Origin of the sequence: Bacillus sp. N447-1 (assembly GCF_022701035.1) — a bacterium.
Lineage (GTDB): Bacteria > Bacillota > Bacilli > Bacillales > Bacillaceae_G > Bacillus_A > Bacillus_A cereus.
This window is the reverse complement of record NZ_CP065509.1, coordinates 4,441,759-4,457,998: the sequence shown is the minus strand read 5'-3', so window position 1 is coordinate 4,457,998 and position 16,240 is coordinate 4,441,759. Positions and strand designations below refer to the sequence as shown.

Sequence of the window (16,240 nt, the reverse complement as noted above, 5' to 3'; positions counted from 1 at the left end):
CGGGCTTCTTTTTTATACAAGTAACGGTAATTTCATAACAGCCTCTTCAACCGAACGCACTATATGATTTGCTTTCTCCTTTACATATGGATGGGCATGATGAAGAGTAAATGAATGCGGGGTTACTTCAAACATAGAAATATCATTGAAAGAATCTCCAATACAAGCAACTTCATTTGCTTCAATTTGCAAATGATCCATTAGTCGCTTTAGAGCACTCCCCTTACTCACGCCTCTTGGCATAATATCAACATAGCGTTTACCTGATATAAAAACTTCCGCTTCGCCTTGAAACGTATCTCGTAGCTCTTGATCTAACGTCACAATTTTCTCTTCTTCTCCAAAAACAAACAATTTTGCAGGGTGTACAGTCTTACCAAACTCTTCTTCTAACGCTTCAATTTCAGCGATATGCACGCCCATATACGCTTCAAAATTATGGTGATGTTCATTCTTCCTTTTTGTATATCGCTGCTCGTTTGCACAAACAATATCCGCTAGTCCTTTTTTATGTATATATCGATATATTTCCTGGGCAACCACATTTTCAAAACTCGATTCATGAAATAAATTTCCATCCGGAAGCAACATTGTCGCTCCATTTAAGCCAGTTGTGTAATATGGGAATGAAAACCTTTTTACAACTTCATCAATTCTGTGTGTAAAGCGGCCAGAGGCAAAACAAATATTTGTCCCTTTCTCAGCTAACCAACACAGCGCACGTTCATCTTCTTTTTGCATATGATTCACATCGTAAACGAGCGTGTCATCTAAATCACTTACAAATAATTTAATCATGTCCTCTTCCCCTTCCATACACAATATCTACTCTAAGTGTACACAAAAAATGTTTGATTTTTGTTAAAAAATAATAAATTTTTGCTAAAAAAAATAAACGGGTGTATAATCCCGTTTATTTTTGTCTTTTTACATTTTGAGGTCTTACAATACTTGGTCGTACTTTTAAACTAGACATCGTTGGACGGAGTAAAATTTTTGTTAATGCGCCCCAATCAAATGGTAAAAACGGCCATAAATAAGGTGTTTGTAAACTTTTTATAGACGTTAAAAATAAAATTAATATCGTCATACCAATTACAAATCCCATCTCATGGAAGAGGCCTGTTAAAATAATAACAAACAATTTCCCAACCTTATTCCCTAATCCTAATTCATAACTCGGTGTTGCATATGCACCAATCATCGAAACTGCTACATACAAAATTACTTCTGGCACAAACAAACCTACATCAATTGCAATTTGACCAATTAATATAGCGGAAATCAACCCTGCTGCAGACGATAACGGCGTTGGAGTATGAATGGCTGCCATCCTTAAAAACTCAAGTCCGACCTCTGCCATTAACACCTGTAATAAAATTGGTAAATGCGTCATCTTAGTCGGTCCAATAAAAGCAAGATTTGCTGGCAAAAGAGTTGGATCAAATACAAACACTAACCAAAATGGTAATAAAAATAACGAGAATATAACACCTAAAAAGCGCACCCAGCGTAAAAATGTACCGACAGCTGGATTTTGTCTAAACTCTTCCGCGTGCTGTAAATGATGAAAATATGTTGTCGGTGTAATCATAGCACTTGGCGATGTGTCAACAAGTACTAACACATGTCCTTCTAGTAGATGATTTGCTGCTACATCTGGCCTTTCTGTATATCGAATAAGTGGAAATGGGTTATAGCTTTGCTTTACAACAAATTCTTCTACTGTTTTATCCGCCATCGTAATTCCATCTACATCGATGTTATTTAATTCTTGTTTTATAATCTTTACTAAATCTGGATTTGCAACATCTTGAACGTATGTAATGCAAATATCCGTTTGTGATCTATCTCCTACTCGAACCATTTCATTTCGAAGACGTGGATCTCGAATTCTTCTACGGATTAATGCTGTATTTACAACGATATTTTCAACAAATCCATCCCTTGCACCGCGTACTACCTTTTCGGTATCTGGTTCTGTCGGCGTTCGCCCTGGATAACTACGAACATCGATTGCAAACGCTTCCGTTTCACCTTCCACAAATATCACGATGAGTCCTGATAATACTTGGAGCATTACCTCATCCATCGTTTTCACTTTACTTACTTGTTGATGGATTAAGCGATTCTCTAAAAGCTTCACTGTATCTTCTTCTACATCCCTTATCTCATTTGTATCCACCGCTTCTTCTAAAATAGGGATAATATAATTTGTATCACAAAGTCCGTTTACAAATAACACACCAATTTCTTTATTCAAAATTTGAAATTTACGAATGCCAACATCGTATGTAACGCCTAGCCCAACTGTCTGCTTTAAATAATTTTCATTGTCACTTATGAAAGTTGATATAGGGATATCCACTTTTTTAGGCTTCGTCATAAAAACCACTCCTTTCCAAAATTAATTGAATTGCTTTCTTCGTAATAGGTGATCCCCTCTCCCATTCATCATTTCCACACATCTTACCAATGTCACCGACTCCAACGATGACAGGAACATTCAAGTCATCTAAACAATAAATTGTATCTCCGCTAATTCTGCCAATTTCGCCATCTGGAAGTCCAAATTTATCAACACCGTATTCGGTTAAATTCCCATTCCGATCTACACTTACATCTACACGTGCCCATTCCCAATGATGCGTATTAGACGCTACCGCTAAAATACCGAGCACATCAATTTGTTTATGGGTAGCCACATATTTTAAAGCCTTTTCACCAGATCCTTCTCCAATAAATCCACTGTCATCAAACATGACAAATACAGGGTCATATGGCGTTTGCATAATAAGCTCAACAACTTTTTTCCCTGTCAATTTGGTTGGATTACTTTGTGATGCTGAAATACACCTTCCCCCAAATTCCTTCGTTAAAAGCTCAATTGTCCGCTTTGCATATTCATCTCCATCTGTGACCAAAACAACCCTTCGTCTCATTTGATTTATCCTTTCGGTTTACATATAAGTGCTATAAAAAACGAAAACAATATCGCTGCGGAAATGCCCGCAGACGTTAAACTAAACATGCCAATACCAATTCCTAAATATCCATGTTTTTCTGCTGCATGCATTGCTCCGTGCAATAGTGAATGTCCAAAACTTGTAATAGGGACTGTTGCTCCAGCACCTGCAAACTTTATTAGTTTATCGTACAATCCAAATCCATCTAAAATTGCTCCGATGACTACAAAAGTTGCCATTAAATGAGCTGGTGTTAACTTTACGAAATCTAACAATAGTTGCCCAATTAAACAAATAACTCCACCTACAAGAAATGCATATATAAAATCCACAATTCACTCTCCTTTAACTCTCTCAAATACGACACCATGTGCAATTGTTGGAATCGTTTCCTTCTGTTGCATCATCATCGGGCTTAATAATGCACCAGTCGCAACGACAAAAATTCGTTGTAAATTCCCTTTTTGCATCTCGTGTAATAAATGACCATATGTGACAACTGCTGAACAAGCGCAACCACTACCACCTGCAAACACTTCTTCTTGACTTGATTCATAAATCATCAATCCACAATCATTGTATATATGCCCAAGATCATAACCTTCCTCAAGTAAAAGTTGTTTCGCAATCGGCGTCCCAACAGCTGATAAATCACCCGTAACAATCAAATCATAATCATCGGCACTTCTTCTTAAATCTTCAAAATGTTGTTGAATTGTATGAGCTGCTGCTGGAGCCATCGCTGCCCCCATATCCAAAGGATTTGTAATTCCTAAATCTTGCACTTTTCCAATTGTAGCCGACGTAATTTTAATTGCACTTTTTTCATTGCTAATTAATATAGATCCTGCACCAGTCACAGTTGAATTTGCTGTCCCTGGCTTTTGTCCACCGTACTCTGTTGGATAGCGAAATTGTCTTTCAGCCGTTGCATTATGACTACTTACTGTAGCTAAGACACGATTTGCAAATCCACCGTCTATAAAAGCTGAGCCAACTGCTAAAGTCTCCATAGACGTCGCACAAGCGCTAAACATTCCTAAAAAAGGAATGCCCCACTTACGCGCAACATAATTTGCTGTCACTGTTTGATTTAATAAATCTCCCGCTAAAAAGAAATCAATTTGCGATGTTTTTATATTCCCTTTTTGCACTGCTTGTTGAATTGAGTCTGACATTAATCTTCGTTCGGCAAGCTCCCAATTTTCTTCTCCACAATGCAAGTCACCATATGAAATATCAAATTTTTTCCCGAGAGGGCCCTCAGCTTCTTTCGGACCGACAGCAGTACCCGTTGCATTCACATATATATCATTTTGAAATACCCACGTTTGTTTTCCGGTCAACCTCATACTAGCCCTCCTTTAAGACATAAAAATTTTAAAGGTATACCTTATTAACCCAATGATATATGCACCAACAACCCCAAATACAATCACACTTCCTGCCAGTTTAAACATATTTGTAGCAATCCCTAGAACAACCCCTTCGCTCTTATGTTCTAAGGCAGCGCTCGCCATAGAATTTGCAAATCCTGTTACCGGTACCGCTGATCCTGCTCCAGCAAATTGACCGATTTTATCATATACACCACACCCTGTTAAAATCGCGGATAATAAAACAAGGGTTGCAACAGTTGGGTTTCCTGCCTCTTGTTCACTGAAGTGAAAATAATGTATATAAAATTTCATCAATACTTCTCCAACTGTGCAAATGAGTCCACCTACAAGAAATGCTTTGATACAATTTAGTAAATAGTTTGGCTTTGGATGATACTCCTTCACTTTATTTATGTAATCATCCTTCAATTTCTGACTTGTCATTTATATACTGCCTCCTACTTTACGAAATAAATCCAGTGAAACAACGATCCTATTACTTTTCCAAGTACAAGAGCAACGAGTAAAACAATAATCTTCCCCTCTACCCCTACTCGTTTCGCTAAAATAGGCAGAACATTTAACACCTCTGTTAATGCCGCAGCAAGCATTCCGATGAATGTGCCACAAAATATCCCTAATATAACGAGCCAATACTGCGACGTTTGAAATGTAATGTTTTTCAAACTGCACCAAGCCCCTGTTAAAGTACCTGCAATGACTGCCCACTCAAAATATTGAATATGCTTTCCACTTCTCGTTAATTGGGCTAAACGGGGGATTATACCAAGTACAGCTAAAAATGCGACATATCCGCTACCTACCGCAATCCCTCCAGCTAAACCAATTAAAATAACAAATCCAGACTCAATCATCGGCAAGTTGTTTCATATTATCCTTGTTTTCATTAACGATTACATACTGATCAAGTGACTGTTGGTATTGAAACATCTCAACTTCTAACGGACTCGGCTCTTCATTAATTCGCTTTTGAAATACATGATTAAAAAATAAAACCATCCCTAAGCCAAGACCTAAAGAATAAGGGATTTGAAATAAAAGTGGTTGCGCATTAAATTCTCCAGTAATCATGTAATATAACCGTTGATGTACTTGTTGCATACTTACATCTTCATGGAAATAAATAATCGCAAGGGCCGCTCCAATGAACAGTAACAGCCATACAAGCCCGAAAAAAATTGGGTGTGTCTTCTTTTTTTCGTATATAATTTCAACAAGAGTTTGTCCAGAACCGAGTAAATTAATTTGTACATGAGATGCTTTCTGTTGAATAATCTCAATTACTTTCATAACATCAATTACAACATGCGTCTTATCATGCGCTGTTATTTTGTAAACTATCTCATTTTGTAACAACTCAACTACGGAAGAATCTCCGGCAAGTTGAGCAACATCGCCCAGCTTTACTTCATAAGTAGGAGAAACTTTTAAACGATTGCGCATTTTAATATAAATCGTTTGTTCCAACTTTCATTCACCCCTTCACTCTTCCTCGTAGTTGTAGTATGGTTATTGAATTTTTTTCTAATACAATTTTTTCATAAAAAAACATCTGCACCATTTCGGTACAGATGTTTTTTACTTATGCCTTTTTCTTAAATAAGTTTACAATACTTAATGCAAGCCCTCCCCAAATGACTACTATTCCAATAACCATCATCATAATCGCTGATCCACTCATTATGAAACACCTCGATCTTTCCATTCTTTTTCAAGCTTGGCAGAATCCGAATGAATTTGTGCATCCCATTTTTTCAGGCCAATGATTATTGCAACTATGAGGAATGCTGCTGCTATCGACCAACCATACGTTACAACAAACTCAGTCGGATAATCTCCGTAGTTCTTTTTAATATTTTGGATTGTACCATCAATTAGCATATACCCTAACATAAGCGGAGTAATAACGAGTAAACTCACTCTCCAAAACGTTCCTAATTTAATATCAGATACAAAGTTTGCATGATTTTGATAAACTGGTAAACGGCGTAAAATGAGCCCTATCGTAACTACTTCCGCAAGTGCAATTGTAATTAATCCGAAATTATTAGCGAAATAGTCGACAACATCTAAGAACATAAGTCCACCACGTGTTGCAAAAACAAGAGAAACTAACACGAGAAGGGTTCCCATAATTCCAATAGTTTTTTCCCGACTTAAACTGAATTTTTCAGATACAGCGGCAAAGCATACTTCCGCGAGTGAAATAAGTGATGTAATTCCAGCAACCGTTAACGATAAGAAAAATAAAACACCAAACAACGGTGACATCGGCAATTCATTAATAATTTGGGGAAATACTACGAACGCAAGCCCAACGCCAGCACTTGCTACTTTATCAACCGGTACTCCCATATTATTTGCCATAAATCCAAGAGCTGCAAAGACCCCAATACCTGCTAATAATTCAAATCCTGAGTTTGCAAATCCAGTAATAAAGGCATTATTTGTTGTATCCGAGTTTTTCGGTAAATAACTAGAATACGTAATCATAATTCCAAATGCTAAAGATAAACTAAAGAATATTTGACCGTAAGCAGCAAGCCATACTTTCCCATCAAAAATACGACTCCAATCTGGTTTAAAGAATGCATCTAGTCCTTGCATAGCACCTTCCATCGTCACTGCACGAACAACGATAATAAGGAACATAACAACTAATAAAGGAATAAATATACGGTTAACAACTTCGATTCCTTTTTTAACTCCTTTAAATGCAACGCCAAGCACAATAATCCAAACGAGAGCTAACGGAATTAATACTTCTGGTACAAGTCCTCCAAATTGTCCTGGCTTATCTGCAACATGTAAGTACTCTTTAAATAAAAATGATTGCGTGTCTTTTCCCCATGCTCCAGTAATTGCAAAGTATGTATACGATATAGACCAAGCAATAATCACTGCATAATATGTTGAAACAATAAATGTTACGCACATTTGCCACCATCCAATAAATTCTGCACGCGGGCTAATACGGAAAAATGTAAGTGGTGCTGAGCCACGATGACGATGACCAAGGGCAAACTCAAACGCTAACAATGAAATACCAGTCGTTAATAATGCAAATAAATACGGTAAAAAGAATGCTCCTCCTCCATTTTCATACGCTGTATAAGGAAAACGCCATATGTTTCCTAATCCAACGGCAGATCCGACCGCTGCGAAAATAAATCCAGCTCTCGTTCCCCATTGTTGCCTCGTTTCCATGTTTCCTTCCCCCTTTATGACAAGTTCATACTTGGATTATATTTTAAATTGACTAAATTATCAATAAATTCTGTTAATTTTTGCGAAAATTAACATCTCTCTCCTATTAACGGCATAAAAAAATCGAATAGACAATTATTCGTCTATTCGATCTTTCATCTGTTTTAATATTTTCTTTTCAAGTCTTGAAACTTGTACTTGCGAAATGCCTATGCGCTCGGCTACTTCTGACTGTGTTTGATCTTTATAGTAACGCAAGTATACAATTAAGCGCTCTCGTTCATCTAGTTCTCTAATCGCTTCTTTTAAAGCAATTTTATCGAACCATTTCGTTTCAGATTGATCTGCAATTTGATCTAAAATAGTGATTGGATCTCCATCGTTTTCATATACAGTTTCATGTATAGATGAAGGGGCCCGGCTCGCTTCTTGTGCTAGAACAACTTCCTCTGGCGTTAGTTCTAGTGCCTCTGCCACTTCATTAATCGTTGGAGCCCTTCCGAATTCTTTCGAAAGCTCATCTCTCATCTTTCGAATTTTGTTTCCTGTTTCTTTTAAAGACCTACTAACTTTCACTGATCCATCATCGCGTAAGAAACGTTGTATTTCACCAATAATCATTGGAACTGCATATGTTGAAAATTTCACGTCGAAAGATAAATCAAATTTATCTACCGATTTCAAGAGCCCAATACATCCAATTTGAAATAGGTCGTCTGGTTCGTATCCTCGATTAAGAAACCGCTGTACAACCGACCAAACGAGGCGCATATTACTTTGAACGATTGTATCTCTCGCTTGTTGATCTCCATCTTGACTTTTTTGAATTAACGCTTTTAGCTCGTGGTCCTTTAACTGAGGTTTCTTCTTCTCATTTTTGACCTCTATGTCCATAGGCTATTCTCCTTAATTGCATAGAGCGTTACTATTTGATAAGTATTTTGTCAAATGGATTGTTGTCCCGAAAGATTCGTTTGAAATAACTTCTACTTCATCCATAAAATTTTCCATGATAGTAAATCCCATTCCGGAACGCTCTAATTCAGGTTTAGTTGTAAAAAGGGGTTGTCTCGCTTCATCTAAGTTAAAGATTCCAATCCCTTCATCTCGAATCGTGAGTTTCACCATTGCTTCTTCCAAAATTACAGAAATATAAACAATACCTTCTGCATTTCCTTCGTATCCATGAATAATTGCATTTGTAACCGCTTCTGACACAACTGTTTTAATCTCCGTTAATTCTTCCATCGTTGGATCTAGTTGTGCAATGAAAGCCGCCACTGTAACGCGAGCGAATGATTCATTTTGACTTAATGCTGAAAATTGAAGGTTCATTTCATTTCTCATCTATGCCACCCCCAACGTCGCGAGCGCGTGCGCTTCACTTTCTTCTAAGCGAACGATTTTGAATAAGCCCGACATTTCAAATAAACGCTTAACAGGCGGTGAAATTGCACAAACAACCATTTCTCCACCTAATCCCTTTACGTGTTTATATCGGCCTAATATAACACCTAGACCAGAACTATCCATAAACGATAAGTTCTCTAGGCTCAAAACAATATGATGAACACCATGTGTCTCAATCATATCTGTTACTTTCGTTCGCAACTCTTCAGCCGTATGATGATCTAATTCACCCTCTAGTCTCACACATAGGACGTCACGTTTTACTTCTAATTGCATGGAAAGACTCACACGATTTCCTCCTTATGCTCAAACTTTACTTATTCACATACATAAAGATTTTCGTGATACAAAATAAGAATCCTTCCTGCTGACAAAAGAAGAACTATTTCGTCATAAAGTGAAACCTTTCAGCATTATTCACTTACATACGAATAGAAAAGCGGCAAAATATTTGCCGCTATTTTGATGTTGAAAACATCCCAAAACTTCTTTTAAATAACTCCCACCAGCTCGCTGCAGCAACATCTTCTTTTGCTACAATTGTTTGTTTTAATAAAACATCTTTATCTTTTTTAATAACAAGTGTACCAAGCGCGTCACCTTTTTTAATCGGTGCTTTTACTTTCTTTTCAGCAATTACTTCTTGTTTTACCTTGTCCATATTCTCGCCCTTCTTCATAAGAAGAGAAACATTATCTGACGCAACTAAATCTACTTTTTCTTTTTTCCCTTTTCCTACTTGAACTGTCTTAATTTTTTCGCCGCGCGTATACAATTTCTTTGTCATATATTGTCCAAATGCATAGTCAAGAAGCTTCGTCACTTGGTTGTTCCGTTCTTTTGATGTTGGTGCTCCCATGACAACTGAAATGACACGCATGCCATTTTTTTCAGCCGATGCTGTTAAACAATATTTCGCTTCTGTCGTAAAACCTGTTTTTACTCCATCTACGCCAGGATAAAAACGTACTAGTTTATTCGTATTAACGAGCCAAAACTTTTTATCCGTATCTTCACGTAAATAATCTTCGTACTTACCTGTGTATTTACGAATAAGTGGATACTTCATCAATTCTCTCGCCATTATAGCCATATCATTTGCTGTCGAATAATGGTCTTTGGCCGGAAGACCTGTTGGATTTTGAAAATGTGTATTTTTCAGCCCTAAATCTTTCGCCTTTTTGTTCATCATATTTACAAATCCTTCTTCTGAACCTGCGATGTGCTCGGCTACTGCAACAGATGCGTCATTTCCAGATGCAATTGCAATACCCTTTAACATCTCATTTACAGTCATCTCTTCCCCAGGTTCTAAAAAGATTTGCGATCCACCCATTGAAGCTGCATGTTCACTCGCTCTAACTTTATCGGTCAGTTTTAGTTTTCCTTTTTCAACTTGTTCCATAATTAAAAGCATTGTCATAATCTTTGTCATACTAGCAGGTGGTAATTTTTCATTTGGGTTTTTATCAAATAAAACTTTACCTGTATCTTGCTCAATTACGATTGCTGACGACGCTTGTTCCGCTAACTTCGGCGTTGTTTCTTCTGTTTTCTCCTGCTTCGTTTTTTCAGATTGCGCAAAACTCACTGAAGTTCCAGAAAGCAATAACATGAAACAAACAAGTATTCCAAAAACTCGCTTCATGACTAACCCTCCATTCTATATCAGACCTATTTTTTCCAATTCTCCTTTTTTTAATACCAATTTTTTCTATTATTTTCAGTTGACAAATACATTCGTCCCCTATATTGTATTAAGTGTATTACATATAGTAGTACACTTAATACATATGAGGAAGGAGACATTGCTCTTGCATATTCAACTTGACCCAAGAAGCAACACTCCGATATGGGAACAAATTGTTCAAAATATAAAAGAACTCGTATTGAAAAGCATGTTGGCTCCAAGTGATAAACTTCCTTCTGTACGCGAACTCGCTTCTTTACTCGTTATAAATCCAAATACAGTGAGTAAAGCGTATCAAGAGTTAGAGCGACAAGGAATTATTGAAACGTTACGAGGAAAAGGAACATTTGTATCCCAATCGATTACCCCAACATTAGACGAAAGGAAAATCGCTATGGTTGAAAAGCAATTTCATCAATTACTATTAGAAGCCTCTTATCTTGGTGTTACGAAAGATAAAATTCATGATTGGATAGATTCATACTATAAAGAGATTGGAGGAAATACGGATGCTGAAAGTGACAAGCTTGAAGAAAACAATTGATACTCAAACAATTTTAGACGATGTTTCTTTCACATTACAAAAAGGTAGTATCATCGGGTTACTTGGAAGAAACGGCGCGGGAAAAACAACTTTATTACGAACGATGGTCGGCATTTTAGACCCAGACGAGGGAACTGTTACATATGAGGATATCGACATTCATAAGAATCCTGAAACGAAACAAAAAATCGTATATGTTCCGGATTCTACTAACATACTGAACGGTTATACAGTAAAAGAAATCGTGAAGTTTTATAAAGCAGTTTATACAGCTTTTGATGAACCATATTTCTATGAACTACTAGAACATTTCAACTTACCAAATAAACGAATTCGTAGTTATTCAAAAGGAATGAAAGCACTGCTTGCCATCATTTTAGCTGTTGCTGCAAAAGCAGAATATATTATTTTAGATGAACCAACAAACGGACTTGATCCTATCGTTAAAAGACAGATTTTACAGTTTCTCGTTGGAGAAGTTGCAGAAAAAGAAATTACCATTTTCATCTCTACCCATCATTTAGATGAAGTGGAACAAATTGCAGATACAATCATTATGTTAAAAGGACATACTGTAGCATCTATTACGTCACTAGACGATGCAAAATCACAATTTGCAAAAATACAAGTAGCTTACGAGCGTTCATTACCTCAAAAACTAGAAAACTTAAGCAATATTAAAATATTAAATCAAACAGGAAAAGTATATACAATCTTAATTGAAGGAAATGTGGCTACAACACTCGAGAAGTTTTATAAAGAACAACCACTGCTCATTGAAGAATTAACAATGTCACTTGAAGATGTCTTCGTTACGACACTGGAGGAGGATGGATATGTTTCATAAAGCGTTATGGATGTGGAATTGGAAGCGTGGGAAATATGCTGCGTTACTTTTTCTCTTCAGTTCACTTTATTTTTTATCTTTCGAATACTATCAAGCAGCAGAAACTCAACAGTCTCTCTTTCTCCATCCAGAAAAAATAGGTGAAGAAAAGTTCTACTATCATTATTCTTTTTATTCTTCTAATAGCTTTTGGTTAAGTATTATTACAATTATCCTATCCTGTATATTAATTGGCTGGGAGCGAAGTAATCAAAATGGAGATTCACTTATGACATTTCCATTTAAAAGACGTGATATGTTCTTATCGAAGTGGGTTTTCGGTGGATTTTTCATTGTACTATCATTTCTAATCAATTGGGGTCTTATGTATTTTATTTATAAATCTACGATTCACTTTGAATATCAATCTTTCGAACCGTTTCATCGATATTTCTTGTATGCAATTTTCACATATATCGCTATCTATACTGTCTCTTTATGTATAGGTACATTTACTGGCAGTATTATTTCACAAAGCATCTTCAGCATTACTTTTTGCATAATGGGAATGGGAATCTTTTCACTCTTACTCCTTTTCTTTACAGCTCATGCTGAGGCAATACAAGGGAATAAAAGTTATACGAATTTCGAAAACATTTATAAATTCAATAAAAAGACCAACATTTCAAGCGCTATATTAGACTTTTCAATTAGTTATAATTACCACCCTACTGTCCAATCAGATGAAGATCATGGAAAAGTAATACAAAGGGGACCCATTTTTCATAGTTACTACTCTGCAAAAGTAATACTTGTTCCTATCTTCTATACTATTTCCAGCTTACTAATTGGTATGTTTCTTTATGCACGATCACCTAATGAACATAATAAGAAAATTTTCCTTTTCCCAAAATACAACTCACTCTGGATGTGGGGTACTACCTTTTATTTTGCATTAATAGGTGGGCAAATGTTAAAACGTTTTGATTTATTATTTAGTTACTATGTTGGGTTCTTTTTATTTGGAATCGTCACTTATTTTATATTATCACGTCTTACAAACTATAAAGTTTTTTAAAGGAGAGATCCTATGTTTCAAAAAGCATTATGGGTGCATACCTACAAACAAAGTAAATATATTATTTGGCTATTTTGGTTAGTAAGTTTTTATGTACTATCATATAAATACTATTTAGCAGCTGCCGAGCAATTAAAATATTTTCATGAACATAATGAATGGAAATATATATACCGATATAATTATCAACTTTCACTTCCCGATGCTATTATGGTTCAAGGAGGACTCCTTATTATATTAGCCTGCATTCTTATTGGATGGGAACGTCAAAATCAATCAAGTGACATTTTATGGTCTATGCCATTTAAACGAACACATCTCTTCATAACGAAATGGCTTTTTGGTGTGTGTAATATTGTAGCTATCGTTATACTAAATTGGGGACTTTTTGCTATTATGAAAAAGACAACCTTTCATAATAAGTATCAAATATTTTCACCATTTCATACTTACTTCTTGTACATGGTTATCATCTTAGTTGCTATATATACACTTGCATTATGCATAGGAACAATTGCTGGTAATATGATTTCACAAGGATTCTTCAGTGTTGCTATACTTGGATTCCCTTTTATTTTGCCGACTCTAATTGCCGGAGCTATTTCTATTCATACGGTTGGACTTACTTCCAATCATACCGTCTATACGGAGGAAAATGTAGATCGTTACGGTTCAGGAATAGAAAAAGTGAGTATTTTAGCGCCAGTTCGCGGATTCAATATTAATTTTAATTACGATCCTCAACGTGCTTATACTGATCAACAAGGCGTACGTCATGATGAACCTAATTTTACATATATTCCTTCAGCAACAAAACTTACCGGTCCAATCGCAAATATGCTTATTCTATTCCCTTTAGGAATGTACTTATATACAAGATCACCTAATGAACAAAATGGAAACTTTCTATTATATCCGAAGCTTAAAACACTATGTATGATATGTTGTGTAATCTTTATTGGAATGTTTGGAGGAATGGCAGCGGGCGGAAGTCATTCTATCGTAAATTATTATATTGGTTTTATAGGGACCAGTACGATAGTCTACCTACTATTATCTCGCTTATTAAAATTAAAATTTTCTTGGCGTGTAAAATAACCTCCTCTTTAAGAGGAGGTTATTTTAAATTCTCTCTCCTATCCCCATACACCATCTCTTCTTTCATTCCAAATCCATCACCATTTTGCACAATTTGCTCTGTCGGGGCAACTACACTTTCGGCAATTTTCCATTCCCCACGCTCTTTTACGAATACTTGTAGAAAATAGTTCATGCCATCTAATTGATATGCATTTTCTTTTTTCACATTATAGTGAATCGCAATGTAGTACACTTGAATGTTTTCTTTCCCTATTTTTGATACGTATTGCGATAGTCTCGGTATATAAAGTGCTGCTTTCTGAAAAGATAGTTGCTTCGCTTTAACAAGCGATGAACTTGTTACATTACGTAATGTGTCCCGATTACGAATATTATCGCTATGGTGGAATAATACTGCGTTTTGCATAGAACGAACCCATAATTTCGAATATAAGACTGTATTATCATTTTCAATGTACTTCACTTCTTTTCGCACTACTTGGATAGGCGTATCTGCGTACGTGAATGTTTGAAAACAGAAAAAACCACCAAATAAAATGGTAAGTGCAGCAATATATTTCATAATCTTTCCTCCGATCTTTTAATTAAAGTATCGGAGTTTCAAAATATTTTTATTCAAAAGAAAAAGGATAGGAATGCTTTCGCTTCCTATCCTCATTTATTATAATACGCGGCCAAATAGTTCTAAGACCATTTCTATTTCTTGGTCGCTCCAACCTTTAAATCTCTCTTTATAATATTCTTTACGCACAGCTTCAAGTTTTTCAGTTACTTCTCTTCCGTGCTCTGTAATTTCTAAGTACACGATTCGACGATCTGAATTAGAACGTTTTCTTTCTACTAATCCTTTTCGTACGAGACGATCTGTAACAGCTGTAATATGACTGGAGGTTACGTTTACTTCACTCGCAATTTGCGAAGCCATCTGTGGACTGTTTAAAAATAACGCACGTAATACAGAAAATTCATTATATGGCATATGTTCTGCAAAACGTGTATTAATATCATTTTGTAATAAACGTATCATTTTTCGAAATGATGCAGATAAATCTAAAATCAGCGTTTCTCTTTTTTCGTTCAATAGCCTCGTCCCTTTTTTATCATATTTACACATATTATAATCTATAAATACCTATGTTGTATATGCTTTCTTTCCTCAACATTCTCATTTATGTAACTTTTTTCATATAAATTTCTTTTTTGTTCACACATATACATATAAAAAGGATGGTGATGGAAAATGCAGGGTGGAATGAATCCTTATTTACACAACGTACGCACTGCTAATACTGGTAAAGAAGCTACTATTACTGTACAAGGAGAAGGTGTTGTAAAAGCAAAACCGAATGTTGTTATATTAACACTCGGCATTCGAACAGATGATAAAAATGTAAAACAGGCTCAAGAAGAAAATGCAGTGCAATCCAAACAATTGCTGGATGCACTTAAACAGCTTGGTATTGCCGATAAAGATATAGAGACGATTTCTTATACAATTACTCCTCAATACGAATATGTAAATGATAAAGCCTTGCTGCAAGGATACCGCGTGGAGCATTTGTATGAAATTACCGTTTTAAATGTACAAAAAGCTGGGGAAGTATATGATATAGCCGTTTCAAATGGTGCAAATGTAGCAAAAGGTTTACGTTTCCGAGTATCTCATCCAAATAAATATTATGAGCAAGCTCTCATTCAAGCTCTGCACCAAGCAGTAGAAAAAGCTCGTGCTATTGCGAGTACATATAATTTAAATATTAATCTTGTTCCCCTCTCATTCGTTGAAGAATCTGCCCAATTACCAAGGGAGGTTACGTCTTATGCTACTTTACATGCGCAAGCAGCCCCGCCTATTCAATCGGGAGAGTTAGAAATTATTTCAACAATACGGGCAATTTTTACGTATTTATAAATAATTTCATTTATAAGTAAACGTTATCATTTTCCTTGTTGTAAAAACATGATGTTCTGATATAATAAAGGACGGTGAGCTCTTACGAAAGAGATATCACGGGTGG

21 protein-coding genes are annotated in these 16,240 nt (G+C 35.9%); 5 read left to right on the top strand and 16 right to left on the bottom strand.

The window, feature by feature from the left end:
• Window positions 1–12: 12 nt before the first annotated feature.
• The 14 genes from IQ781_RS22795 to dacF form a co-directional block, all read right to left on the bottom strand.
• A complete protein-coding gene (locus tag IQ781_RS22795; RefSeq protein WP_002026273.1) occupies window positions 13–816 on the bottom strand; it encodes a Cof-type HAD-IIB family hydrolase in 804 nt (267 codons plus the stop codon).
• Between the two features lie 97 nt (window positions 817–913).
• On the bottom strand, window positions 914–2,386 hold the full coding sequence (spoVAF, locus tag IQ781_RS22790; RefSeq protein WP_000165595.1) for a spore germination protein SpoVAF: 1,473 nt from the start codon (window positions 2,384–2,386) through the stop codon (window positions 914–916).
• Entirely contained in the window at window positions 2,373–2,942 is a 570-nt protein-coding gene (spoVAEA, locus tag IQ781_RS22785; protein WP_001254415.1) for a stage V sporulation protein SpoVABEA, read from the bottom strand. Before spoVAEA ends, spoVAF begins: the two co-directional genes overlap by 14 nt.
• A 5-nt stretch (window positions 2,943–2,947) precedes the next feature.
• Window positions 2,948–3,298 (bottom strand): stage V sporulation protein AE, encoded by a 351-nt coding sequence (gene spoVAE / locus IQ781_RS22780; RefSeq protein ID WP_000345916.1) that lies wholly within the window; start codon window positions 3,296–3,298, stop codon window positions 2,948–2,950.
• Between the two features lie 3 nt (window positions 3,299–3,301).
• Window positions 3,302–4,318, bottom strand: a complete 1,017-nt coding sequence (gene spoVAD, locus IQ781_RS22775; protein ID WP_001241166.1) for a stage V sporulation protein AD — start codon at window positions 4,316–4,318, stop codon at window positions 3,302–3,304.
• A 12-nt stretch (window positions 4,319–4,330) separates the two neighbouring features.
• Window positions 4,331–4,789 (bottom strand): stage V sporulation protein AC, encoded by a 459-nt coding sequence (gene spoVAC, locus IQ781_RS22770; RefSeq protein ID WP_000203810.1) that lies wholly within the window; start codon window positions 4,787–4,789, stop codon window positions 4,331–4,333.
• 14 nt (window positions 4,790–4,803) lie between these two features.
• Entirely contained in the window at window positions 4,804–5,220 is a 417-nt protein-coding gene (spoVAB, locus tag IQ781_RS22765; protein WP_000572936.1) for a stage V sporulation protein SpoVAB, read from the bottom strand.
• Complete coding sequence (locus tag IQ781_RS22760; RefSeq protein WP_002026275.1) at window positions 5,213–5,809, bottom strand: stage V sporulation protein AA; 597 nt, start codon at window positions 5,807–5,809, stop codon at window positions 5,213–5,215. The genes spoVAB and IQ781_RS22760 overlap by 8 nt, the downstream gene beginning before the upstream one ends.
• 139 nt (window positions 5,810–5,948) lie before the next feature.
• Window positions 5,949–6,047: a methionine/alanine import family NSS transporter small subunit gene (locus IQ781_RS22755; protein ID WP_000016828.1), complete on the bottom strand. Its 99-nt coding sequence runs from the start codon at window positions 6,045–6,047 to the stop codon at window positions 5,949–5,951.
• Entirely contained in the window at window positions 6,047–7,573 is a 1,527-nt protein-coding gene (locus IQ781_RS22750) for a sodium-dependent transporter (protein ID WP_000450088.1), read from the bottom strand. The genes IQ781_RS22755 and IQ781_RS22750 overlap by 1 nt, the downstream gene beginning before the upstream one ends.
• Window positions 7,574–7,708: 135 nt before the next feature.
• A complete protein-coding gene (gene sigF / locus IQ781_RS22745; protein WP_000350729.1) occupies window positions 7,709–8,467 on the bottom strand; it encodes an RNA polymerase sporulation sigma factor SigF in 759 nt (252 codons plus the stop codon).
• 12 nt (window positions 8,468–8,479) lie between these two features.
• Window positions 8,480–8,920, bottom strand: a complete 441-nt coding sequence (spoIIAB, locus tag IQ781_RS22740) for an anti-sigma F factor (RefSeq protein WP_001243398.1) — start codon at window positions 8,918–8,920, stop codon at window positions 8,480–8,482.
• Window positions 8,921–9,271: an anti-sigma F factor antagonist gene (spoIIAA, locus tag IQ781_RS22735; protein ID WP_000059135.1), complete on the bottom strand. Its 351-nt coding sequence runs from the start codon at window positions 9,269–9,271 to the stop codon at window positions 8,921–8,923.
• Window positions 9,272–9,440: 169 nt separating this feature from the next.
• Window positions 9,441–10,631, bottom strand: coding sequence for a serine-type D-Ala-D-Ala carboxypeptidase DacF (gene dacF, locus IQ781_RS22730; RefSeq protein WP_000831998.1), 1,191 nt, complete (start codon window positions 10,629–10,631; stop codon window positions 9,441–9,443).
• A 166-nt stretch (window positions 10,632–10,797) separates the two neighbouring features.
• Between dacF and IQ781_RS22725 the strand changes: the two genes are divergently transcribed.
• The 4 genes from IQ781_RS22725 to IQ781_RS22710 are packed head-to-tail and all read left to right on the top strand — an operon-like array spanning window position 10,798 to window position 14,219.
• Entirely contained in the window at window positions 10,798–11,217 is a 420-nt protein-coding gene (locus tag IQ781_RS22725; RefSeq protein WP_000548045.1) for a GntR family transcriptional regulator, read from the top strand.
• Complete coding sequence (locus IQ781_RS22720; protein ID WP_000922164.1) at window positions 11,183–12,064, top strand: ABC transporter ATP-binding protein; 882 nt, start codon at window positions 11,183–11,185, stop codon at window positions 12,062–12,064. Before IQ781_RS22725 ends, IQ781_RS22720 begins: the two co-directional genes overlap by 35 nt.
• Window positions 12,054–13,121 (top strand): ABC transporter permease, encoded by a 1,068-nt coding sequence (locus IQ781_RS22715; protein ID WP_139846716.1) that lies wholly within the window; start codon window positions 12,054–12,056, stop codon window positions 13,119–13,121. Before IQ781_RS22720 ends, IQ781_RS22715 begins: the two co-directional genes overlap by 11 nt.
• Window positions 13,122–13,133: 12 nt before the next feature.
• A complete protein-coding gene (locus IQ781_RS22710) occupies window positions 13,134–14,219 on the top strand; it encodes an ABC-2 transporter permease (RefSeq protein WP_000486559.1) in 1,086 nt (361 codons plus the stop codon).
• Between the two features lie 19 nt (window positions 14,220–14,238).
• Here IQ781_RS22710 and IQ781_RS22705 read toward each other — a convergent pair whose 3' ends face one another.
• Together IQ781_RS22705 and IQ781_RS22700 are read right to left on the bottom strand one after the other, a co-directional pair.
• Window positions 14,239–14,784, bottom strand: coding sequence for a hypothetical protein (locus tag IQ781_RS22705; RefSeq protein WP_033696439.1), 546 nt, complete (start codon window positions 14,782–14,784; stop codon window positions 14,239–14,241).
• A gap of 99 nt (window positions 14,785–14,883) precedes the next feature.
• A complete protein-coding gene (locus tag IQ781_RS22700) occupies window positions 14,884–15,303 on the bottom strand; it encodes a MarR family winged helix-turn-helix transcriptional regulator (RefSeq protein WP_001003307.1) in 420 nt (139 codons plus the stop codon).
• A 159-nt stretch (window positions 15,304–15,462) separates the two neighbouring features.
• Between IQ781_RS22700 and IQ781_RS22695 the strand changes: the two genes are divergently transcribed.
• Window positions 15,463–16,134, top strand: a complete 672-nt coding sequence (locus tag IQ781_RS22695; RefSeq protein WP_139846715.1) for an SIMPL domain-containing protein — start codon at window positions 15,463–15,465, stop codon at window positions 16,132–16,134.
• Window positions 16,135–16,240: the final 106 nt, after the last annotated feature.

Excerpts from the sequence above, each read along its gene's own strand:
- IQ781_RS22795 (WP_002026273.1), bottom strand. The coding sequence starts at position 816 with ATGGAAGGGGAAGAGGACATGATTAAATTATTTGTAAGTGATTTAGAT.
- spoVAF (WP_000165595.1), bottom strand. The coding sequence starts at position 2,386 with ATGACGAAGCCTAAAAAAGTGGATATCCCTATATCAACTTTCATAAGT.
- spoVAEA (WP_001254415.1), bottom strand. The coding sequence starts at position 2,942 with ATGAGACGAAGGGTTGTTTTGGTCACAGATGGAGATGAATATGCAAAG.
- spoVAD (WP_001241166.1), bottom strand. The coding sequence starts at position 4,318 with ATGAGGTTGACCGGAAAACAAACGTGGGTATTTCAAAATGATATATAT.
- spoVAC (WP_000203810.1), bottom strand. The coding sequence starts at position 4,789 with ATGACAAGTCAGAAATTGAAGGATGATTACATAAATAAAGTGAAGGAG.
- spoVAB (WP_000572936.1), bottom strand. The coding sequence starts at position 5,220 with ATGATTGAGTCTGGATTTGTTATTTTAATTGGTTTAGCTGGAGGGATT.
- IQ781_RS22760 (WP_002026275.1), bottom strand. The coding sequence starts at position 5,809 with ATGCGCAATCGTTTAAAAGTTTCTCCTACTTATGAAGTAAAGCTGGGC.
- IQ781_RS22755 (WP_000016828.1), bottom strand. The coding sequence starts at position 6,047 with ATGAGTGGATCAGCGATTATGATGATGGTTATTGGAATAGTAGTCATT.
- IQ781_RS22750 (WP_000450088.1), bottom strand. The coding sequence starts at position 7,573 with ATGGAAACGAGGCAACAATGGGGAACGAGAGCTGGATTTATTTTCGCA.
- sigF (WP_000350729.1), bottom strand. The coding sequence starts at position 8,467 with ATGGACATAGAGGTCAAAAATGAGAAGAAGAAACCTCAGTTAAAGGAC.
- spoIIAB (WP_001243398.1), bottom strand. The coding sequence starts at position 8,920 with ATGAGAAATGAAATGAACCTTCAATTTTCAGCATTAAGTCAAAATGAA.
- dacF (WP_000831998.1), bottom strand. The coding sequence starts at position 10,631 with ATGAAGCGAGTTTTTGGAATACTTGTTTGTTTCATGTTATTGCTTTCT.
- IQ781_RS22720 (WP_000922164.1), top strand. The coding sequence starts at position 11,183 with ATGCTGAAAGTGACAAGCTTGAAGAAAACAATTGATACTCAAACAATT.
- IQ781_RS22715 (WP_139846716.1), top strand. The coding sequence starts at position 12,054 with ATGTTTCATAAAGCGTTATGGATGTGGAATTGGAAGCGTGGGAAATAT.
- IQ781_RS22710 (WP_000486559.1), top strand. The coding sequence starts at position 13,134 with ATGTTTCAAAAAGCATTATGGGTGCATACCTACAAACAAAGTAAATAT.
- IQ781_RS22705 (WP_033696439.1), bottom strand. The coding sequence starts at position 14,784 with ATGAAATATATTGCTGCACTTACCATTTTATTTGGTGGTTTTTTCTGT.
- IQ781_RS22695 (WP_139846715.1), top strand. The coding sequence starts at position 15,463 with ATGCAGGGTGGAATGAATCCTTATTTACACAACGTACGCACTGCTAAT.